Below are 21,088 nucleotides of genomic sequence, written 5' to 3'. Positions count from 1 at the left end.
AACGTTAAAAACACTTTGCCATCAAAATGATCGATAGTTAACGTCAACTATAATTTTTTTATATCCAAAACACAAGTATGAGTATTGAGGTCCGATCAAACTTAAATAATTACAAAAGCTATGAATTACGATATTTAAAAAACTCTGACAAAATATCTATGTTTATCGATCTTAGATATTTATATAATGTTTGATCTTCAAAATTTGTTATCACCGAATTCTTATTAATAATATCATTACCAAAACCATTTATTATTTAATTATGTACCTTATTCTTATTGTATCAAAAAAATACCTTGAAGAAGCATATTAGAAACTATAAATCTTATAGATTAAGGTAATATAAATATTGCAAAAAAGGTAAAAGTCTGATGGCTGGAAGTGTGAATAAAGTAATTTTAGTTGGTAATCTGGGACGAGATCCAGAGGTGCGCAATACTCAAATGGGGACTAAAGTTGTTAATTTAACCCTAGCCACCAGTGATACATGGAATGATCGTCAAACGGGTGAACGCCGTGAAAACACTGAATGGCATCGCGTTGTTATTTTTAATGAACGTCTGGCCGATGTTGCTGAAAAATACCTGCGAAAAGGACGTAAAGTCTTTATAGAAGGATCTTTGAAGACTCGTAAATGGACAGATCAACAGGGAATGGAACGTTATACCACCGAGGTTGTTGTCGATCGTTTTCGAGGCGAATTAGTCCTATTGGATAGTAATCGTAGCGGCGGCGATGATATGGGACAGTATGGTGATGAATATGGAAGCCCCTCCTCCGTGGCACCAGCTGCACGCCCAGCGATGCAATCCTCTTCCTCTCAAAACAGAAGCGGCGGTGGGGGATGGGATTCGTCTATGCCTGGCAATAACGATTTAGATGATGAAATTCCATTTTAAATAATATCAATGATTAAGGTCTTTAAAAAATCTAGACCTTAATCTATCCTAAATAGATAAATATTACATCGTCTACAAATTTGATTTATCTATAAATCATGACTATTGGCTTGATATCGCTTGTTTAAGTAGAACACTATCACAAATAGGTTGAAGTATAGAACGAATGTTTTTTATTTTTTTATTCTTTGTAATTATTTTTACAATTTCGTTGTTTTTCAAAATATCAAACAGCCCATACAAAAAACTAATCTTATTATCAGTAACGATGCAAATCATCAGTATCTTTCTTATCGGGTACGGATCGATGGAGTTATTAAATTATAATAGTGCTTCATATATCCCCATTGATCAAAAAAAGTTACTATATTGCGGAATAATTTTATTTCTATTATCAACACCGCTCGTCTTTTTTTGTTTGTTTAGTAAGAGCACTAACGATCCTAAAAAATATACATTAGAAGATTAAGATCCGTCCAAACATTATAATCAATAATATTGCTGAAAAGTCATATTTTGGCACCTTGGCTATCCCACGATAACTTGATCATCATTTGTCATCATACATAGTCATTGCTTAGGGATTTTAATAAATTGTTTTTTATAATATAATCTCTTATCAACTAGGTTTGCTTATTCATAAAAATCTCACTCCTTATATTGATTAATTCATATAAATAACCATTTGATAATAAATGACATTATTAATCTCTATCATTAAATACGATTAAACAAAGAGAAATAATATCGATCAATAGCCGTGACTTTGGATTTATTAATACTTTAATCCGTATCTAAGGAGTTTTATATTCATAATATAAAGCTGTTTTTAAATAGTTATTAACTGAAACCATAGGACATCATGAAATCAAAATCCCCTTCCGCCCTTACCACAATTTTGGTCCGTGGTGCAAAAGTTCATAATCTTAAAAATATCAATGTTAATATTCCTCGCAACCAACTAACTGTTATTACTGGATTGTCAGGATCGGGCAAATCATCACTGGCATTTGATACTATTTATGCAGAAGGGCAAAGACGATATGTTGAGAGCCTGTCTGCTTATGCCCGACAGTTCTTAGAGTTAATGGGGAAACCAGATGTGGAGTCAATTGAAGGATTGTCCCCTGCCATCTCAATTGAACAAAAAACCACTTCTAAAAATCCTCGCTCAACCGTTGGCACCATTACCGAAATCCACGATTATATGCGACTATTATGGGCTAGAGCTGGCACCCCATATTCCCCTGCAACTGGATTACCCATCGAAGCACAAACGGTCAGTCAAATGGTTGATCGTGTTATGGCTTTACCAGAGAAAACACGTTTAATTTTATTGTCGCCCGTTGTTCGAGCCCGTAAAGGCGAATATAAAAAAGAACTAGCAGAACTGCAACGTCGGGGGTTCACTCGGGTCAAAGTCGATGGTGTCTTGTATGATATTACTGATGTTCCCAACCTAAATCGTAAAATTAAACATACCATTGAGGTTGTCATTGATCGTATCGTCATCAAACCCGAAATAGAAGGACGACTGGCCGATAGCTTTGAAATCGCCTTATCCTTATCTGATGGTCTGGCCACCGTTGAAGAGGTTGCACGCGAAAGCAGCAAGGGTAATCCTATTAGCTTGAGCTTTTCAGCACGGTATTCCTGTCCTGAAAGTGGTTTTACAATCGAAGAAATCGAGCCTAGACTATTTTCCTTTAATGCCCCGCAAGGTGCATGCCCTGCATGCGATGGCATCGGAACGGAAAGTTTTTTTGATCCTCAATTAATCGTACCCAATCCATCACTTTCTCTGAAAAAGGGCGCGGTCCTGGCGTGGAAAAACACATCTTTACCCTATTATCAACAAGCATTGGAAAGTATCGCCCAACATTTTAAAATCGATATTGATACACCTTGGGAAAAGATACCCGAGACCGTACAACGTATTATTTTACATGGAACAGACGAAATTATTCCAATTACCTATCACGATGGCCAACAAACTTATACGCTCAATCAACCCTTTGAAGGGGTCATAAAAAATCTTGAAAAACGTTATCACACGACCGAAAGCAACAGTGTCAAAGAAGAACTAAATCGTTATCAGGCAGAATTTCCATGCCACGTCTGTCATGGTGCTCGATTAAAACCCGAAGCATTGTGCGTAAAAATTGATCAAAAAACAATTTCTGAAATTGCTGATCTGCCTATTCGCCAAGCCCTTGATTGGTTTTCTAAGGCAGAGAGCACGCTTTCCCCTCAAAAAGCTGAAATCGCGCATCGAATTTTGCGTGAGATTATAGAACGTCTACATTTCTTAAATGATGTTGGTCTAGATTACCTTACCCTATCACGTGGTTCTGCCACTTTATCGGGCGGGGAAAGTCAACGCATTCGTTTGGCCAGTCAAATTGGTTCTGGATTGACAGGGGTTTTATATGTTTTGGATGAACCCTCTATTGGACTGCATCAGCGCGACAATGAACGTTTGCTGGGGACTTTAAACCGTCTTAAAAATCTAGGAAATACATTAATCGTTGTTGAACATGACGAGGACACAATCAAAGCCTCTGATTATTTGATTGATATGGGACCAGGTGCGGGAATATTGGGGGGGAACGTCATTGCTTACGGCACACCAGCAGAGGTGCAAGCCAATACAGACAGCCTGACAGGCGATTACCTCAGTGGTCGACGTTTTATACCAATACCTAAAAAGCGCCGAAAAGTTAATAAAAAACACACACTCACCCTTTGTGGTGCCACTGGAAACAACTTGCAAAATGTTACGGTTGACTTTCCTTTGGGAACCTTTATTGCTGTAACAGGTGTTTCTGGTGGTGGTAAGTCCACATTAATTCTAGATACTTTATATAAGGCTCTATCTCGTCAATTAATGGGATCTAATGCTGTGCCGTCGCCTTATAAAAATATCAAAGGGATCGAGCAACTAGACAAAATTATCGATATTGATCAATCACCTATTGGACGTACACCACGATCGAACCCCGCCACTTATACAGATTTATTTACCCCTATTCGTGAATGGTTTGCTGAACTTCCTGAAAGTCGTGCAAGAGGTTACAAACCTGGACGGTTTTCATTTAATGTTAAAGGGGGACGATGTGAAGCATGTCAAGGAGATGGTGTAATTAAAATAGAAATGCATTTCTTACCTGATATGTTTGTTACTTGCGATGCCTGTAAAGGGGCACGATATAATCGTGAAACTTTGGAAATTAAATTTAAAGGCCATTCCATTGCCGATATTCTAAATCTGTCTGTTGACGAGGCCGTTCCTCTATTCGAAGCAGCACCACGAATTCGGGATCGACTAAATATTTTAAAACAAGTGGGATTAGGATATATCCATCTGGGTCAACAAGCCACAACTCTTTCTGGAGGGGAAGCCCAACGGATTAAACTTTCCAAAGAATTAGCACGCAGGGCCACTGGAAGAACTTTGTATATTCTTGATGAACCGACCACTGGTCTACATACAGAAGACGTACGTAAATTATTAGAAGTTCTTCATACTCTTGTTGAACAAGGTAATACTATTATTGTTATTGAACATAATTTGGAAGTCATTAAAACCGCCGATTGGGTTATTGATTTGGGTCCAGAGGGTGGAAATGGTGGCGGACAAATTATCGCCACCGGAACACCAGAAGATATTGTTAATGTCAAAGAAAGTTATACAGGACGCTTTTTAAAACCAATCTTAAAAGAAGAACATTATGTAAAATAAACAAAGACACACGCTGATAAGATGCTAATCTAATCATTTTATCAGCTAACTTTTAGAAAAATAATTAAGAATACAATTCTACCAAATATATAATATCTTTTACATCATCCCAAAAAAGAAAATTAGTACCACCATTTATTACTGATAAAAAATCACCCTTACCAATTCCACCAATCATCATTTCTGGTGTTAAATCATAATCAAATTTTAAAATAAAATCTTTATTGACAAGAAAATCACCCGCTTGGTCATGTTCATTTGCATTAATAAAATCTAATGCATCAACATTGCTCCAAGCCTCAGTCATAAACATGAATGTTTTGAATTTACCTGTCCTATACCAATTCGTCTTGGTCATCTGATATCCATAAAAATCGCCAATATAGCATTTTAATTTCTTTTTAAGATTATCTTGAATATCTAAAGATGATATATAATCTTTTACAGTAATATGTTGATGATAATATTTTTCCCCGTGAAGCAACCAATCCTCTTGCAGTATTTTATATAAAGCGGGTACCTCTTGATACTCTTCAAAAATACTGAACCCACCTAAAAATTCATAACGACCATCTTGATCACGTTGAAATCCAAAAAAGCCACATTCTGAATAATGTTGGCATTGCGTCTCATTAAAAAACAATCCAGGAACCGCAATCATATGGAATAATTGACCATCATGTTTAAAAGATAATAATGGAAAGAAATAGGGTCTTAACAACTCTGGATTTACAAAAACTTCTGTAACATCAGGATATAGTTTTTCTATTACCTTTGGAATTAAACAATCTGGCATTAAAAAATTCCTTTATTCATTTACTGGTTTATATATTTTATAAATGATACAAAATGTAATCAATCGCTTGAAAAACAACATCAAGAAAGGAACGCTGAGGGTTTCTCAAACTTAATTTCAAAAAAGCAAATCATGTTGATCGATAAATATCTCCCTCAATACCAATTTAGTGAACGACATTCTATACGTATAAATGCAAGTGCAGATAAAGTTTTACAAAATGCTATCTGCTACGATCTGCAAAATGATTTTTTTTGTAAAACAGCACTTATACTACGTGAGCTGCCCAATAAAATTTTATACAAAAAAAACAATCATACAATAGAGCATTTCAGTATGAAGCAATTTACCTGCCTTGAAACATATAAAAATACAGAAGTCGTCTTTGGATTGATCGGACGGTTTTGGCAATTAAACTATAGATTAAACCCATGCAATAATGCGGATGATTTTTTATTATTTAACCAACCAAACTCAGCAAAACTTGTATTCAACTTTCATACTACCGCGTTGGAACAAAACAAAACTATGTTATCCACTGAAACCAGAATATTGTGCACAGACAAAATTGCTCAACGTAACTTTTTATATTACTGGTATTTAATCAGACCGATCAGCGGGATGATTAGGCAGAGAATGCTAAAAACGATTTCTAAAGAATCTTCCATCAAGAATTAAATATTTTCATATTTTGCTCATGTTTTACATTCAAAATGATGCAAATTTAATCATTCTATTTTATTATAATCCTTATTAATCCTCCTTTTCAAACCAACTGCCTAATAAACAGACAAAGTGCCTATTTAATAGGCATAATTATCCTTGATTTTCCGCCATTTTTTTATATTTTTTCTTATTTTTTGCTAGACAATACAGGGTAAAATATCCTTTAATAGCATATGAAAAGGCTCAAGAGAGTTATCTAAATAGCTAAGTAAAAGCAATTTTACTTAATTTTATTTAAGAGAAATAAAATGATTAAAAAAATTGAGGCTATTATTAAACCTTTTAAATTAGACGAGGTTAAAGAAGCCTTACAAGAAATCGGCTTGCAAGGAATTACTGTCACAGAAGTAAAAGGCTTTGGCAGGCAAAAAGGCCATACTGAATTATATCGTGGTGCAGAGTATGTTGTTGATTTTTTACCAAAAGTAAAAATCGAACTGGTTTGTGGCGATGATTTGGTTGAACGTGCCGTTGACATTATCATGAACACAGCCCGCACGGGTCGCATTGGTGATGGAAAGATCTTTGTTATACCTGTGGAAAATGCCATTCGTATTCGCACAGGAGAAAGCGGAGTAGAAGCGCTATAAATTAACTTATACGCTGAACCAACATATCTTACCGTATCATCACCATCCTTTTTCGTGATGACTGCGTATTTATAGTTCTTATATTCTTTAGTCTAAAGACACAGGAAGCATTACATGACTAATAACACTATTTCCCCTTCTGCTTCAAAAGAAGAAGCCATTTCAAAAGTAATGGACATGATCCAAGAAAATTCCGTCGAATTTGTGGATTTTCGTTTTACTGACCCTTGCGGAAAATGGCACCACACAACCCAATATGTCACCACAATCAAAGCTGAAATTTTCGAAGATGGGATTATGTTCGATGGGTCATCCATTAAAGGATGGAAAGCCATCAACGAAAGTGACATGATCCTAATGCCAGATCCAACAACAGCAGTTATGGATCCTTTTACTGCAAAACCACAATTAATCTTAATTTGTGATATTTTAGATCCAGCAACAGGCGTTGCCTATAATCGTGATCCACGTTCAACAGCAAAGCTGGCCGAACAATATTTAAAATCAACAGGGATCGGGGATACAGCATTCTTTGGTCCAGAAGCTGAATTTTTCATTTTTGATAATGTTAAATTTGGAACAGGTCCTAATTTTGCCATTCATCAATTAGATAGTATCGAAGGTCCTGGTTCTAATTTAAAAGATTATCCAGAAGGCAATATGGGACACCGTCCAGGGGTTAAAGGCGGATATTTCCCTGTCCCACCCGTAGACAGCGAAAATGATTTGCGTGCTGAAATGCTAACTACGATGGGTGAAATGGGTTTACCCATTGAAAAACAACATCACGAAGTTGCACAATCTCAGCATGAACTTGGAATCGAATTTTCAACCTTGGTTCGCTCTGCGGATTACATGCAAATCTATAAATATTGCGTACATAATGTGGCACATTCTTATGGAAAAACAGCAACATTTATGCCAAAACCTATTTACGGGGATAACGGTACGGGTATGCATGTCCATCAATCTATTTGGAAAGATGGTAAACCGAATTTTGCTGGTAATGGCTACGCTGATCTGTCTGATCAAGCACTATATTATATCGGCGGCATCATTAAACATGCCAAAGCATTAAATGCATTTACCAACCCATCAACCAATTCTTATAAACGTCTTATCCCAGGGTTTGAAGCCCCCGTTCTTTTAGCATATTCTGCACGTAATCGTTCGGCCTCTTGTCGTATTCCCTATGTTACGAGTCCAAAAGCAAAACGCGTTGAAATTCGTTTCCCAGATCCAACAGCAAATCCATATCTTGCATTTGCAGCTATGTTAATGGCTGGACTGGACGGCATTAAAAACAAGATTCACCCTGGTGATGCTATGGATAAAGATCTTTATGATCTGCCCCCTGAAGAGCTGAAAGAAATCCCAACCGTTTGTGGATCTTTGCGCGAGGCACTAGAGGCGTTAGCAGCTGATCATGATTTCTTACTGGCTGGCGATGTCTTTACCAAAGATCAAATCGAAAGCTATGCCAAAATAAAATGGGAAGAAGTGTATCGATTCGAACATACCCCTCATCCCGTTGAATTTGAAATGTACTACTCTGTATAACCCATTGATATAGAATGATTTTGTTAAGTCATCACAGAAAATTGATTTTTTTTCGATTTATGACTTAACAAAACATGGTTTTTATTCTAACATCAGTAATTATCAAGTTATTTTTAACTAATAAACTTTTTAGCTCTTTCGAATTCTAATAAATCTATTATAAAGATTGTTTATTTCTTTTACACAAGCTTCTTCATATTTCATTTGAAGTTATAAAAGGTAAAACGTTACTTATAAACAATCATTATTTAATCTTATTATTCATTAGTTATTTATTTAATATTTTGTATTTCTTTTAATTCCAATAAAAGGCTTAAGACACTATGAAATTACTTTTAGATACCTCTGATGTTCATGCAATCAAAAGAATAGCGAAAATGTTCCCTATTTGGGGAATAACAACCAATCCTGCTATTGTTGCGGCTGGTGGTGTACAATTATTTGACCTTTTACCCGCTATTAGAGATGCACTAGGAGGGGAAGGTACTCTTTTCGCTCAGGTTATTTCTTCCAGCGTTGAAGGGATGATCGAAGACGCTCATAAATTGAATGAACGTGTAGAGAACCTCGTTGTTAAGGTTCCTGTGACACCTAAAGGGTTACAAGTTATCAAAGAATTAACCAAACAAGGTATTCCAACACTTGCAACCTCTGTCTACGGTGCTGCCCAAGGATTACTTGGCGTATTAGCAGGTGCAAAATATGTGTCCCCATATGTCAGCCGTATTGATGCACAAGGCGGTGATGGAGCACAGACCGTATCTGAACTACAATGTCTTTTATCAACACACGCCCCTGATAAAGAACTCGTTGCAGCTAGCTTCAAAAGCCCAAGACAAGCTTTGGAATGTATGTTGATTGGTTGTAAAGGTATTACATTACCAGTAAACATCTTTGATTTATTTATTTCTGATCCTGCAGTCGCTGTTGCTGTTGACCAATTTGTTGAAAATTGGGGCAAAGCATTCCATACAGACTGTCTTTGATAATCTTTGATTTCTTATAAGTTTTTATATTTTTATTTTTTTATATTTTTATTTTAGTTACCGTAATATAGGGCATAGTTATATGTCCTATATTTTTGTTTTAATTGAACTCTATGATTAAAGATCATTTAAATTTTTTAAAAGCCATTAAAATAATCCGTTAATCATACGCAAATAAATTCAAATAATTATAGCCACATTGGGGTAGTTCTGTCTAACACCTTGCAAAAGGTTACTTGTAAAAAACGAAATTGTAACTTGTTACTGCTTCATCGAACATAAAAAAGGACTGAACATATTCCGCCAATAGCTGTAATCTTTAAAGTGTTATACAATTATATTTTCAAAATAAAAATGCAGTGTGCAAGCTCTTCAAAACAACTTGTAACTCTCTGAAATCTTCTTTCAAGTAATTTTCTTGTGTATCCCCCGTATATCTGATCTCTTTGAAACTATTTGTTGCCATTCGTTCTTGATTAGTAATTTTCTGGTATTAAAACACTCCTTCACCACTAAACTTATCTCTCTAGCTGACAGTATCAGTACAACGACGACCTTACTGAATTTATTGCCGTTCTATTTATTGAATAGTTACCGATGAACAGGCTGAAATAATGATTAATATCATTGTCAGTTGTTGTCTTAAATTATAAATCGATGCGTTTAGACAAGCGAAATGCTCAAATCTCTTCTATCAAGAACGTACCTAATTATTTCATAATTATGATACCGTAATATGAAAAAACTTTTTTAAAATAAAAACGATCAAAAAATATAATGTGATATTTTAATCTTTTACAAAATATTACCTTTAATTTTATGATAGATATAAACTAAAAGTCTTCTCTAAATCTGCATTTAAATTATATAAAATTTTTTTCAGGAAGCAAATATGTCATCTATTCCCGTTTTTTTATTAACTGGTTTCCTTGGAGCGGGTAAGACAACTTTATTGAATTACATCTTGCATCATCAAACAATGAACAAGATTGCTGTTATTAAAAACGAATATGGCAACGGCAATACTGACGCTCAATTCTTATCTCATCATGGTGATATTCATATTACCACACTTAAAAATGGCTGTATCTGCTGTAATAGCAATGCTGAACTGAGTTTTACTTTGTTTGAACTGTTAGAGCAAAAAGATAAAAAATTATTAGATTTTGACTTACTTATTATCGAATGCACAGGAATTGCCGACCCTGGACCAATTATCAAAGTTTTTTTAACACATGACTTATTTTCAGAACGTTTTACTCTACGAGGGGTTATTACATTAATAGATGCTGTAAACATCGCCTATCAGCTGAAACATTTTAATGTCGTTCAAGCCCAAATTGGATATGCTGATTTGCTCCTTATCAGTAAGTCAGATTTACTCTCTTACGATGCATCATCATTGCTAACTCAGCTGCATAACATGAATCAAAAAGCGGCCATATACTCAATCATCCACGGAAATATAGATCTCAATTTAATTTACAATCTTGACGGGTTCTCGTTAACGCCCCCTTCTAAACCAACATTATCATTTAAAATTGACGACCATGAAGATCATAAAGTAGACGTTCGTTCTTTTACAATCACTCGATATGATCCGTTCGAGATTAATGCCATTTCTTCTTTAATGGAAAGAATTTTAACAACATTTAATCAACAATTACTGCGCTATAAGGGTATATTATATATTAAAAATCACTCAGAAAAATTACTACTACAAGGGGTGCAACAAATTTATAATAGTACGTGGGGCCAAGAATGGAAATCCACAGAAACACCATATTCGGAAATTGTTTTCATCGGTATTCAGCTTCCCGAAGAAGAATTTAAGTGCGCATTTCAAAAGTTATAACCGTGGAAATTCGTCAATTCCTTTTTTAGATAAAATTACGCAATTTAAAAACCATAAACTAAGAAAGGATAATATAGATATCTCTTACTGAACCATGTCTCCTGCCCGTTTAAATTACAAGCAACGTAATTTTCAAATATTAAATTATGCCGTATATGTCCTTGGTCGCCAATTTTTTATAATTTCAAAAAATATTATTATAATATTAAGAAAAAATTTCTAAATATATTACACACGTATTTATACCATAAATCATAAAATAATTCGCCAATATATTTCCTTAAAAATCCGAACTATTATTATAATTATATATCAATCAAGACATTTTTTCTTCAATAAATTCGATTGCCTTCTGCATCCTCATCATATAGTCTCGGATTCAAAATAGATTTCTTATTTGAGCTTCAGATATGAATTCGCATTGATCTAAAGTTTTATCTTATTCTATACCGTTTAAATTATGAAAATATTCTCTCTACGCCAGTATTATACCTCCTATCTTATCCCAATCGGAATCAGTGTTGTTTTATTAACAGGATGCGCTGCAAGGCAACATGTTCTAACCCTTGATAGAGTACAGTCTGAATATACTTTTGCAGAAACCTTAAATAAACGGTATATGCATGGATTTTATGGCAAACCCGACCCTGCTTCTTTTGAGCGTTTAAAGCAGTATCGCTCTGACGCTTATCAAGCATTAATGCAATTTAGGGCTGAATTCGATAAAAATAAACCCCTACCCCAAGCTGCGTTGCAGAATGCTCAAACGAAAATTGATATTTATACCTCTTATCTAAATGCTTTGGGGGCAACCTCTGCAACAAAAGATACCTTTACCGGTTTTTAGCTGCGTCTAAAGCAGCTTGTAACATATAACTGGCTGCCATTTTATCAACAATTTGGTTACGTTTTTTTCGACTTAAATCAGCTTGTTCAATTAAAAACCGATTGACTGCACTACTGGACAAACGTTCATCCCACAAACAAGCAGGCAAACCACTGACATTAGAAACTGCGGTGATCCAATCCTTAGCTGCTTGGGCGGCTGGTCCAAACTGACCATCTAAGGACAAAGGCAACCCACAAACCAATCCCCCTATTTGTTCTTTTAGTGCCAACTGTTGCAAATATTGTGCAAAGGCAGAAACCTTTCCCCGTTTAATCGTTTCATAAGGAGAGGCCAGCATCAAGGAAACATCAGATAATGCAAGGCCAATTTGTTTTGATCCAGGATCGATTCCCAAAACACGGTAGCCTTTAGGTAATTGTAGTAATAAATCCTGAATTGTTGAAAAAAGCATATCAATTTGCCTATTTGGTTAATATTAGTACGGTATGGCCATACCATACTAATATATTTTTTATTTTTATTTTTTTATCTTTTTCTACGTATAATATGATTATATCGACAAAATATAATATTTAATAAGGCAAACCCACATGAATACACAAGAAATGAAAGCCATTGTTGTTCATACACCTGGTGGACCAGAAACGTTAACAATGACTAATCTTCCCATTCCAAAATGCAACACAGGGGAAATTCTTGTTCGTGTAATGGTGGCAGGTATCAACAGACCCGATTTAATGCAACGCAAGGGATTATATCCGCCACCACCCAATAGCAGCCCATTATTAGGATTAGAGATTGCAGGTGAAGTTGTTCAGGCTCCAACACATTCTGTTTTTAAGCCAGGTGATCTTGTCTGCGCTTTAACCAATGGTGGGGGATATGCGCAATATTGCACTGTTCCCCAACAGCAATGTCTGCCTTGGCCAAAAGGTTTTACGGCCTTTGAAGCTGCAGCTTTACCTGAAACCTTTTTTACGGTTTGGACGAATTTATTTGAAATTGGCCATTTACAAGCTGGCGATCAGTTATTAGTCCATGGCGGGAGTGGAGGCATCGGCACAACCGCCATCCAATTAGCCCACCATTTCGGGGCAACAGTTTATACAACGGTTGGCAATGCACAAAAAGGCGACATGTGCAAAAAAATAGGGGCAACAGATTATATTAATTATACAGAAGAAGATTTCGTAGAACGAATTTTGGAATTAACGCAACATAAAGGCGTTAATATTATTTTAGATATTATGGGTGCTGCCTATTTAAACAAAAATATCCAAGCCTTACAAGAAGACGGACGCCTAATTATCATTTCTTTCCAAGGCGGTATCAAAGCCAACGATGTAAACCTTGCCAAAATCGTTACCAAACGATTAACTTTATCAGGCAGCACTTTACGTCCACGCTCTATTCAATTTAAAGGGCAAATCGCCAAAGCATTATACGAACATGTATGGCCCTTATTATCGAAACGTAAAATCACCCCCGTTATTCATCAAGTTTTACCTTTCGACCAAGTACAAAAGGCTCATGAAATTATGGAGCAAGGCACGCATAGTGGAAAAATCCTATTAGACTTAACAACATAATTGTTTTGTTCACTCTATAGGGTCAGTGGATTTTGTTTATTCACTGGCTTTTTTTGTTCTGCTGCACGCCATAAATACCAAGCCCCTACCGACCGGTATGGACTCCAACACCGTGTTAACTCTTTTAATTGTTTCGGTGTGGGTTGTGTTGTCAGACCTTTACAGATTTTCCATCCCTCGCGTATACCAAAATCATTAATAGGCATCACGTCCAGTCGACCCAAAGTAAAAATTAAGACCATTTCAACCGTCCATGGGCCAATTCCTGGCAGTTGGGTTAATAAATCAATAAGTTCTTGATCAGATAATAGTTGAGCCTGATCATATGTCGGAACCATCCCTTTTATTGTTGCTTGTGATAAGTGATACAAGCTGGTGATTTTACGTGACGAAAACCCACATGCACGCAGCTTTAACTCGTCATGACTTAACAGTTGTTCTGGTGTTGGTAATTCACCGTCATTATATGATTTTAACCGTGATAAAATTGCTTCTGCAGCTTTGGCATGCAACTGCTGACCAGCAATGGCTTTTAGCAATGCGTGATAAATAGATGTTTCATTTTTGATTTGTAAGCGACATGTTTGTTCTCGCTCTATAACCAGTGCTAAGTCTTTATCAATATCACAAAGAAAAGCAGCTGCTTTTTCTAGCTGTTCTTTATTAATACGCATACACGATCACTCTATCTTTTGTTAAAAAAACATTGTAAAACCAATAGATATTAAAGTAACAAAGATATATTCAAAATACTATTTCCATAATGTAGCTTAATCAAAGGACTTGTTCTTATTCTTTTTCTCTTTTTTAACATAGGCAAAGAATTACAATTGAATGACCCATAAAAACCGACCCCTTATATATAAAACAGTTACGGCTCATCACTATGATCGTTTTGTCGGTTACATCATTCCTTCATCACCTGATGCTTATTTACGCCCAGAATTTATTAAAAGGCTGAAATCCTCCGAATTCGTAAGCCGTCCGACGACTTATGTCATATTATTAACAGGTCATCATTTACTACATAAAGAACCTGCTGATTCTCGAACATCAGTTCATCACACAACTGGTCTTGCTTTTAATTCCTACGTGCCTTCTTCTGATTTGCCTTCGTCCTTTCACTTACATTCTCTGTATCCCAAAGTAGAAAAGAAACGGTTTTTTCCAAGTTCTGGCTCGATTGCTTCTACTATTATTCATCTTCTTATTTTAGTCAGTGCTATTATCGTATTTATAAAATTCTTTGAACCCAGTTTCAAAGGTAATAATGAACAAGGGCAACCAGTAGACATGGTCTTCCTTCCCCAAAATACTGGTAGCAGCGGCCTTACAGGAGAAGGCTTAAATGGCGAAGATGGAAAACCTCTTCCACCGCCCTCTCAACAACAGGCCAAAACCATATCCCCACCAGAAAATACAAAACCTTTGCCACCCCCTTCCCCAACCAATGAGGAACTATCTGCACCACCAATAGAGCAAACTATACCTAAAGCCAATGCCGATCCTATTCCTGTGCCAAAGGAAAAAACAAATAATACAAAAAAGCAACCTACCAAAAATCATACTTATGCCTATCGTTATACCCCGCCACGTCAAAAGCGTATCCCCCAACGTCGTACAACGCCTCAAAGCAATTCGCCCTTTGCAAATATGAGCAATTTGGATTTTAGTGAAAATCCAAGCAAATCAAAACGTCATGCTGCAACCAAAAAGATACCTCAAGGATCACGATCCAGTATTGATTTATCAACAGGCCCCTTGGTCAAAAATGGTAAAATTAATGTCCCCTATGCTGCTAAAATTAGCATTAAAGGGGTCAGTGACGATTATGGGCAAGCACTCAATAATTGGATCCAACGCCATATGTATTATCCAATAGAGGCTCTAAAAAATGGTGAAGCCGGCAGTCCATCAGTTCACGTTGCTATAAGCAGAGATGGACAAGTTACTTCTGTTACTTTAACCAACTCATCTGGTTCTGATGCTTTAGACACCGCAATCACTGGTATGTTTCGAGGTGCTACTTTACCTAAAATTCCACCTGATTTACCCGATCATTTCGAGCTAGATTTAACGATCAATTATATTCTTTTACGTCGTTAACTTTTAACTTATCCTACTTTATTAATTAACGTTCAGGCCCCCAATCTGGAACAACAGAGTCTAATTCACCGCCAATTCTAATGGGGGCAACACGTTGGGCATGTCCCGTTGCATCATCAATTTGTACGACCAATCCACATAACGTTGCCTGTCCCTCGGCTGGTGCAAAGCGTATCCCTGGCATTTTTGTGATAAAGCGATAAATAGCAGCATCTTTCTGCATGCCAATAACGCTATTATAATCACCGCACATGCCGGCATCTGTTTGAAATGCTGTTCCAGATGGCAATATACGGTAATCAGCAGTTGGAACATGGGTATGTGTACCCACAACTACAGATACTCTGCCATCTAAATAGTGGGCCAAAGCTGTCTTCTCGCTTGTAGCCTCGGCATGAATATCGACCAAAATCATATGAACTTCTTTACCCAATCGATATCTAGATAACAACTCATCAATCATACGAAATGGATCATCCAAAGGCTCCATAAATAGCCGCCCCATTGCATTGATAACCAACATCTTCCTGTTGGCACGTAACGTAGTGATATAATAACCAAGGCCCGGTGTTTTAGGTGGGTAATTTAAAGGTCGGATAATACGGGGTTCATTTTGAATAAATGGAATTAAATCCTTTCTATCCCAACTATGATTGCCCAATGTAATGACATCAACCCCTGATTTAAATAAATCCGTTGCAATTGCTGGGGAAAGACCAAAACCATGACTTGCATTTTCCCCGTTAACAACCACCCCATCAATACGCAATTGCTGTTTTAGTACGGGTAATTCTTTAAAAATAACCTCTCTACCGCTACGACCAACAATGTCACCCAAAAAAACAATACGCACCTTTAACCCTTTTTAATATGTATAATTTTCGCTTCTGTGACAATAATAGGCAGCTTATAATCGTACATCTCTGTAGGCACACAAGGCACCTCTTGATATGAAAACGCTACTCCAGCGACCTTTGCGTTTGGAAAACATTGCAGCGTACGATCATAATATCCCCCACCATACCCCAATCGATTTCCAAACAAATCAAATGCTAATAATGGTACAAATATGAAATCTGGTGCTACGACTGAGGTATCAGGATAAATTGTTTTATACCGCCCCACCACCATTGAAGCATCTGGATACCAAGTATAAAAACATAAAGGTAACCCTTTGGGAGGTGTCTTGGGCAAAGCAATTTTGTACCCCTGATGAAATAGCTGATTTACCAAAGGTCTTAGATCGGCCTCACCCTCTAAAGGCCAAAAACAAGCAACAACATCGCCTTGCTTACAAGTAGATGTTACCAATTTAAACATATTTTGAAGAAGAAAAACAGTATGGTCAACGTGAAACGAGTATTTCTGACTTCTTAGTTGTTGCATTTTGCAACGAAGCTGTTCTTTTATTTGAATAGTATCACCCATACATACATCTATGCTATTATGAAGCCACCTTGGCCGTCGGTCTATCAACTCTTCCGGACCTGTGCAATACAGGTGGGTACCAGTATAACGAGACCACGATCACGTCAGCGCCAGTTCCCTAGGAAGTTGTTATCGGCCCAGGAGATGAATTACCTAACAAACCAGGCAGCCCCATAATTTTATTTTATGCTATATTAAGTTTTTCTGCAATAGCTTCAGCGCGATCAGCCAAAGTTTCTAGTCTTTTTTTCAGTTGGTTATTTTCTTTACGAAGCTGTTTTAATTTTTGCTCGTCCACCTTCTTTTCTAGGGATTGAACATACGCTTCCAAATCATGCAACTTATCTGCCATCAACAAGCTTGCCAAAGCTAATAGTTTGCCCTCACCGCTTTGCCCGCCAATTTGGCGAATTAAATCGATATGAGCTTCAACCAGCTTGGCCATTTCCTGCAAATGTGCCTCTTGTCCTTCACCACATCCAACAGTATAGCCATATCCATTGATAGAAATTGTTATTTGTGCCATTCAGTATTCTCTATTTTTGCTCGGTCGAAAAAGAATCGTAACCAAGATTATTTATATCTGCTTCACTGACTTTTGATAATACATCTTGTACACGTGCAATCAACATATCTAAATTGGCTAAAACAATCTCTTTTTGTTGTAAAGATGACTGTTCATTTTCTTTATTATTATGTTCAATTAAAAATTCTTCTATACAACTAAGTGCTTTTTCTAAACGTTGTTCTGAAGGGTCAATCGCATTAAAAGAGTCAGATATGACATCATCAGCTTCTGGTATTTCCATATCAATGTTTTTTGATTGCACCACGTCTTTTCATCCCTACTGTTGTATCCAGCAAATAATTTTATTATACGGTATTAAACTAATCGACTTAACTCAATCATACTAGGTCATTTAATTAATTATACTATAACCTTCGCTTATCAAAAATAAGATGTACTGTAATAATGATTACTAATCCATATTTTTTTTCACAAGAAAGATTATTTTTAAAATCTCTCAAAGATTACTTTTTGTATTCCACAACACCACATTTTATTGTTAATCATATTGCACACATCTATTTTATTGCTGAAATCATAAAAAAGACAAGTTTTTCCATTAACCTTATCTCTCCAGAAAACGCAATCACTTATCTTGGTGTGCGTTGGTGGCAATCTTTTGTAACACGAGCCAGCCCTATATTATCAAATAATATTGCCACAAACATTTTAGATTGCGGTGACCACGGGGGTTTAGCAATGGCGGCATTACGGCTTGGGCAACGTCATATTTTATTCGATTCGTCCTCCCCACAATTATCGGTAATTCAAGATCGTGCCCAGCAAATACACGCACAGGTCATCACACAAAAACCATACAGTTTTGATTTAACGCAACTTGTATTTAAAAAAAAGAACTTATAACTCACTAGAATATGAATGGACCTTTTCGAATAAGCATAATAGAATTTGCTCGAAGTTTGAATTTTTATTTATAATCAGGTTCATGAGCATGAAACTCACTCCTCAGGTTAAGCGTATTCTCGATAATTATGAAACAGATAATGCAAGTACAAAAATAAATCTTGCCCGAGTATTAATGCACGGAAAATTAGCTGGTACGGGTAAATTAATCATATTGCCTGTTGATCAAGGTATGGAGCATGGCCCTGCCCGTTCTTTTGCTGCCAACCCTGCAGCGTATGATCCCCATTATCACTATAAAATGGCTATTGATGCTGGATTAAATGCGTATGCTGCTCCTTTAGGGGCACTTGAGTGTGGTGCCATTAGTTATGGTGATCAGATCCCAACTATTTTAAAATTAAATAATGCCAACAGTCTTAATGATGTAAAAAACCAAGCCATTACAGGATCTGTCAAAGAAGCTGTTCGCTTAGGATGTGCAGGGATTGGATACACAATCTATCCTGGCAGTGATTACTGTTATGAACAAATTGATATTTTGCAAGAATTAACACGAGAAGCCAAAGAATCTGGATTGATTGTTGTTGTGTGGAGTTATCCCCGTGGCGGCCCGTTCTTAGACAAAGCTGGGGAAACGGCCGTTGATATTTGTGCCTATGCTGCGCATATTGCCGCACAATTAGGGGCACATATTATTAAGGTAAAGCCACCAACCTCGCACTTATGTTTGCCTGCAGCCAAAAAAGTGTATGAAGAACAAAAAATTGATGTATCAACTCTTGCTAAGCGAGCTGAACATATTATGCAATCTGCCTTTGCGGGACGTCGCTTGGTCTTATTTTCAGGTGGAGAACAAACCAGTGAAGCCAGCCTCTTTGAAACGTTTCAAGGCTTGAAAGACGGTGGTGCAAGTGGTGCAATTATTGGCAGAAATACATTCCAACGTAAACGAGAAGATGCTCTAGCAATGCTAGACAAAATTATTGATATTTTTAAAGGATAATTTAAACTTTTATCAAATAATTTATGAAAAAGGGATTAAAATCCCTTTTTCTTTATACGGTGTAAATTATTTATACATTGATGCTTTTTTTAACAAACTGCCTGGGTGAATTAAAATACAATCATTCTGACAAACTTCGCCAGGTTTTAAAATCATATCTCCATCAGTTTGAAAAGATAAACCTTTTGCTTTTTTAACTGATGCCATCATCCCTTTTACAGCCCACTCCTTTTGCATAGAGACTACCCCAAATTCATCATATTGATGCATTTTGGTAAAAGCATTCCAATATGGGTTCGAAAGATCAAATCGAATTCTACCATTAAAATCTTTTGGCACTATTGTTGTTAATTCTTGCGTTAAAGCTTGATACTCCCCTTGCTGTTCACGAATAAATCCTTGAACCATGCAATGTTGCATATAAATAAGCACACCCCCCAATAAGCTAAACAAAATTAATTTACTATGCTTGTCAAAAGAATAGAACTCACAAGCTTTAATGACCGTATATAAAATAATGGTAATTACAATCAAATCTAGCCCGATTAACAACCTAAATGCAGCCCAACTTTCCTTAGCAACCAAAGAGGGAAACATAACAGCAATCATAAGCACAATCGTTAAGGTTAACTTTATCAATCCATTATTTTGCTTGGTAATAAAGAATAACCCAGCCACCAAAACGATTGTACTGATGATCGTATATGCTAGATTAGGAATAATATTATAGTTATTTACCGCACTAACCATAGCCTTGGATAAAAACCAATTTATCTTGGCAATAATATCATCATTAAATGCACCACGAGAATTGACGTATCCATACAATAATTTAGGCAAAATTTTTAACGCTAAAAGGCTGATAAACATGGCAATGAATAGAGAAATAATACTTAATAAAATATTTTTAAATTTTATTTTTCGTTCATCCAAACAATTGCCTAAAAATATAAAATAAATAAATGCCATTCCAGCAGGTTGATATATTAAAAAAGAACATAATAATATTGTCGTTGCACCAAAAAATCTGGCTACTGACGTTACCCTGTTATCATCAAATAAGTAATAATAAGCACAACCTGAACATAAAACAGCGATCATAAAAAATGAGCAAGACGCCCACGCATTATATACAACAATAGGAGGAATAAAAGCTAAAAAAACAGGCAAAAAATCTTTAAATATTTGTGAAGAAATTTGAATTTTATACAGTAAAAAACGATGGATAAAGATACAAAACATAACAGTTACTACGATCGAAAATCCTCTTAACCAAGAAAGTCTCTCGATGGTATTCATATGATCCTGTATCAAGTTTTGCAAGATTCCATATAATGGGCGTCCATTAGCAATATCCCAAGACAATAAACTACCAGCTTTATTAATACCGATTTCCACCAATGAATAGTCGTCGGTAACTGCAAATGTCTGTAGAATTAATGGGGAATAAAAGAAAAAGATAATCAGAGCATATAACAAATAAAGCGTATAGTTATTTGGTGTTTTTTTTTCTTCATGCATAA

20 protein-coding genes and 1 other RNA gene are annotated in these 21,088 nt (G+C 36.1%); 12 read left to right on the top strand and 9 right to left on the bottom strand.

The genetic code is table 11. The features are described from left to right. The first annotated feature begins 371 nt into the window (after window positions 1-371). Window positions 372-899: a single-stranded DNA-binding protein gene (gene ssb / locus QJV27_RS00750; RefSeq protein WP_281447081.1), complete on the top strand. Its 528-nt coding sequence runs from the start codon at window positions 372-374 to the stop codon at window positions 897-899. Between the two features lie 862 nt (window positions 900-1,761). After that, window positions 1,762-4,641 (top strand): excinuclease ABC subunit UvrA, encoded by a 2,880-nt coding sequence (gene uvrA / locus QJV27_RS00745; RefSeq protein ID WP_281447080.1) that lies wholly within the window; start codon window positions 1,762-1,764, stop codon window positions 4,639-4,641. Between the two features lie 64 nt (window positions 4,642-4,705). Here uvrA and QJV27_RS00740 read toward each other — a convergent pair whose 3' ends face one another. After that, window positions 4,706-5,437, bottom strand: coding sequence for a hypothetical protein (locus QJV27_RS00740; RefSeq protein ID WP_281447079.1), 732 nt, complete (start codon window positions 5,435-5,437; stop codon window positions 4,706-4,708). 132 nt (window positions 5,438-5,569) lie between these two features. On the opposite strand from QJV27_RS00740, the gene QJV27_RS00735 reads away from it, so the two are divergent. The 6 genes from QJV27_RS00735 to QJV27_RS00710 all read left to right on the top strand — a co-directional run bounded on the left by QJV27_RS00735 (window position 5,570) and on the right by QJV27_RS00710 (window position 12,001). Beyond that, on the top strand, window positions 5,570-6,115 hold the full coding sequence (locus tag QJV27_RS00735) for a hypothetical protein (RefSeq protein WP_281447078.1): 546 nt from the start codon (window positions 5,570-5,572) through the stop codon (window positions 6,113-6,115). A gap of 299 nt (window positions 6,116-6,414) precedes the next feature. After that, a complete protein-coding gene (locus tag QJV27_RS00730) occupies window positions 6,415-6,753 on the top strand; it encodes a P-II family nitrogen regulator (protein WP_281448942.1) in 339 nt (112 codons plus the stop codon). A 177-nt stretch (window positions 6,754-6,930) separates the two neighbouring features. After that, entirely contained in the window at window positions 6,931-8,313 is a 1,383-nt protein-coding gene (glnA, locus tag QJV27_RS00725) for a type I glutamate--ammonia ligase (protein ID WP_281448941.1), read from the top strand. A 323-nt stretch (window positions 8,314-8,636) separates the two neighbouring features. Further along, window positions 8,637-9,299, top strand: a complete 663-nt coding sequence (locus tag QJV27_RS00720; protein WP_281447077.1) for a transaldolase family protein — start codon at window positions 8,637-8,639, stop codon at window positions 9,297-9,299. 892 nt (window positions 9,300-10,191) lie between these two features. Beyond that, entirely contained in the window at window positions 10,192-11,154 is a 963-nt protein-coding gene (locus QJV27_RS00715; RefSeq protein ID WP_281447076.1) for a GTP-binding protein, read from the top strand. A 460-nt stretch (window positions 11,155-11,614) separates the two neighbouring features. Continuing rightward, entirely contained in the window at window positions 11,615-12,001 is a 387-nt protein-coding gene (locus QJV27_RS00710; RefSeq protein ID WP_281447075.1) for a hypothetical protein, read from the top strand. Here the strand turns inward: QJV27_RS00710 and ruvX are convergent. Further along, entirely contained in the window at window positions 11,988-12,455 is a 468-nt protein-coding gene (gene ruvX, locus QJV27_RS00705; protein WP_281447074.1) for a Holliday junction resolvase RuvX, read from the bottom strand. The genes QJV27_RS00710 and ruvX overlap by 14 nt on opposite strands. Window positions 12,456-12,594: 139 nt before the next feature. Between ruvX and QJV27_RS00700 the strand changes: the two genes are divergently transcribed. After that, complete coding sequence (locus QJV27_RS00700; RefSeq protein ID WP_281447073.1) at window positions 12,595-13,593, top strand: NAD(P)H-quinone oxidoreductase; 999 nt, start codon at window positions 12,595-12,597, stop codon at window positions 13,591-13,593. A 14-nt stretch (window positions 13,594-13,607) separates the two neighbouring features. On the opposite strand, the gene QJV27_RS00695 is transcribed toward QJV27_RS00700, so the two are convergent. Beyond that, window positions 13,608-14,267: a DNA-3-methyladenine glycosylase family protein gene (locus QJV27_RS00695; protein WP_281447072.1), complete on the bottom strand. Its 660-nt coding sequence runs from the start codon at window positions 14,265-14,267 to the stop codon at window positions 13,608-13,610. A 160-nt stretch (window positions 14,268-14,427) separates the two neighbouring features. Between QJV27_RS00695 and QJV27_RS00690 the strand changes: the two genes are divergently transcribed. Continuing rightward, on the top strand, window positions 14,428-15,699 hold the full coding sequence (locus QJV27_RS00690; protein WP_281447071.1) for an energy transducer TonB: 1,272 nt from the start codon (window positions 14,428-14,430) through the stop codon (window positions 15,697-15,699). Between the two features lie 25 nt (window positions 15,700-15,724). On the opposite strand, the gene QJV27_RS00685 is transcribed toward QJV27_RS00690, so the two are convergent. The 5 genes from QJV27_RS00685 to QJV27_RS00665 form a co-directional block, all read right to left on the bottom strand. Then, window positions 15,725-16,552, bottom strand: coding sequence for a TIGR00282 family metallophosphoesterase (locus QJV27_RS00685; protein ID WP_281447070.1), 828 nt, complete (start codon window positions 16,550-16,552; stop codon window positions 15,725-15,727). Window positions 16,553-16,554: 2 nt separating this feature from the next. Continuing rightward, window positions 16,555-17,127 (bottom strand): 5-formyltetrahydrofolate cyclo-ligase, encoded by a 573-nt coding sequence (locus tag QJV27_RS00680; RefSeq protein ID WP_281447069.1) that lies wholly within the window; start codon window positions 17,125-17,127, stop codon window positions 16,555-16,557. A 17-nt stretch (window positions 17,128-17,144) separates the two neighbouring features. Continuing rightward, a non-coding RNA gene (gene ssrS, locus QJV27_RS00675) (6S RNA) lies at window positions 17,145-17,302 on the bottom strand. Window positions 17,303-17,311: 9 nt separating this feature from the next. Continuing rightward, complete coding sequence (locus tag QJV27_RS00670) at window positions 17,312-17,653, bottom strand: cell division protein ZapA (RefSeq protein ID WP_281447068.1); 342 nt, start codon at window positions 17,651-17,653, stop codon at window positions 17,312-17,314. 10 nt (window positions 17,654-17,663) lie between these two features. Then, the gene (locus QJV27_RS00665) at window positions 17,664-17,960 is read right to left on the bottom strand and encodes a hypothetical protein (protein ID WP_281447067.1); all 297 of its coding nucleotides are present in this window, start codon (window positions 17,958-17,960) and stop codon (window positions 17,664-17,666) included. 206 nt (window positions 17,961-18,166) lie between these two features. Here QJV27_RS00665 and QJV27_RS00660 point away from each other — a divergent pair, with 206 nt between their 5' ends. Together QJV27_RS00660 and QJV27_RS00655 are read left to right on the top strand one after the other, a co-directional pair. Then, entirely contained in the window at window positions 18,167-18,559 is a 393-nt protein-coding gene (locus QJV27_RS00660) for a hypothetical protein (protein ID WP_281447066.1), read from the top strand. Window positions 18,560-18,647: 88 nt separating this feature from the next. Then, entirely contained in the window at window positions 18,648-19,565 is a 918-nt protein-coding gene (locus QJV27_RS00655) for a class I fructose-bisphosphate aldolase (protein ID WP_281447065.1), read from the top strand. A gap of 66 nt (window positions 19,566-19,631) precedes the next feature. On the opposite strand, the gene QJV27_RS00650 is transcribed toward QJV27_RS00655, so the two are convergent. Beyond that, the gene (locus QJV27_RS00650; RefSeq protein WP_281447064.1) at window positions 19,632-21,086 is read right to left on the bottom strand and encodes a glucosyltransferase domain-containing protein; all 1,455 of its coding nucleotides are present in this window, start codon (window positions 21,084-21,086) and stop codon (window positions 19,632-19,634) included. Window positions 21,087-21,088 lie beyond the last annotated feature (2 nt).

The organism is Commensalibacter oyaizuii (genome assembly GCF_029953265.1).
GTDB lineage: Bacteria > Pseudomonadota > Alphaproteobacteria > Acetobacterales > Acetobacteraceae > Commensalibacter > Commensalibacter oyaizuii.
The sequence above is the reverse complement of the archived record's forward strand: the minus strand, read 5'-3'. Positions and strand labels throughout refer to the sequence as shown.

What these genes read in the sequence shown, in the direction of transcription:
- QJV27_RS00680 (WP_281447069.1), bottom strand. Translation starts at nt 17,127, where the DNA reads ATGGGTGATACTATTCAAATAAAAGAACAGCTTCGTTGCAAAATGCAA.
- QJV27_RS00655 (WP_281447065.1), top strand. Translation starts at nt 18,648, where the DNA reads ATGAAACTCACTCCTCAGGTTAAGCGTATTCTCGATAATTATGAAACA.
- ssb (WP_281447081.1), top strand. Translation starts at nt 372, where the DNA reads ATGGCTGGAAGTGTGAATAAAGTAATTTTAGTTGGTAATCTGGGACGA.
- glnA (WP_281448941.1), top strand. Translation starts at nt 6,931, where the DNA reads ATGATCCAAGAAAATTCCGTCGAATTTGTGGATTTTCGTTTTACTGAC.
- QJV27_RS00700 (WP_281447073.1), top strand. Translation starts at nt 12,595, where the DNA reads ATGAATACACAAGAAATGAAAGCCATTGTTGTTCATACACCTGGTGGA.
- QJV27_RS00710 (WP_281447075.1), top strand. Translation starts at nt 11,615, where the DNA reads ATGAAAATATTCTCTCTACGCCAGTATTATACCTCCTATCTTATCCCA.
- QJV27_RS00670 (WP_281447068.1), bottom strand. Translation starts at nt 17,653, where the DNA reads ATGGCACAAATAACAATTTCTATCAATGGATATGGCTATACTGTTGGA.
- uvrA (WP_281447080.1), top strand. Translation starts at nt 1,762, where the DNA reads ATGAAATCAAAATCCCCTTCCGCCCTTACCACAATTTTGGTCCGTGGT.
- QJV27_RS00690 (WP_281447071.1), top strand. Translation starts at nt 14,428, where the DNA reads ATGACCCATAAAAACCGACCCCTTATATATAAAACAGTTACGGCTCAT.
- QJV27_RS00720 (WP_281447077.1), top strand. Translation starts at nt 8,637, where the DNA reads ATGAAATTACTTTTAGATACCTCTGATGTTCATGCAATCAAAAGAATA.
- QJV27_RS00740 (WP_281447079.1), bottom strand. Translation starts at nt 5,437, where the DNA reads ATGCCAGATTGTTTAATTCCAAAGGTAATAGAAAAACTATATCCTGAT.
- QJV27_RS00650 (WP_281447064.1), bottom strand. Translation starts at nt 21,086, where the DNA reads ATGCATGAAGAAAAAAAAACACCAAATAACTATACGCTTTATTTGTTA.
- QJV27_RS00695 (WP_281447072.1), bottom strand. Translation starts at nt 14,267, where the DNA reads ATGCGTATTAATAAAGAACAGCTAGAAAAAGCAGCTGCTTTTCTTTGT.
- QJV27_RS00735 (WP_281447078.1), top strand. Translation starts at nt 5,570, where the DNA reads ATGTTGATCGATAAATATCTCCCTCAATACCAATTTAGTGAACGACAT.
- ruvX (WP_281447074.1), bottom strand. Translation starts at nt 12,455, where the DNA reads ATGCTTTTTTCAACAATTCAGGATTTATTACTACAATTACCTAAAGGC.
- QJV27_RS00715 (WP_281447076.1), top strand. Translation starts at nt 10,192, where the DNA reads ATGTCATCTATTCCCGTTTTTTTATTAACTGGTTTCCTTGGAGCGGGT.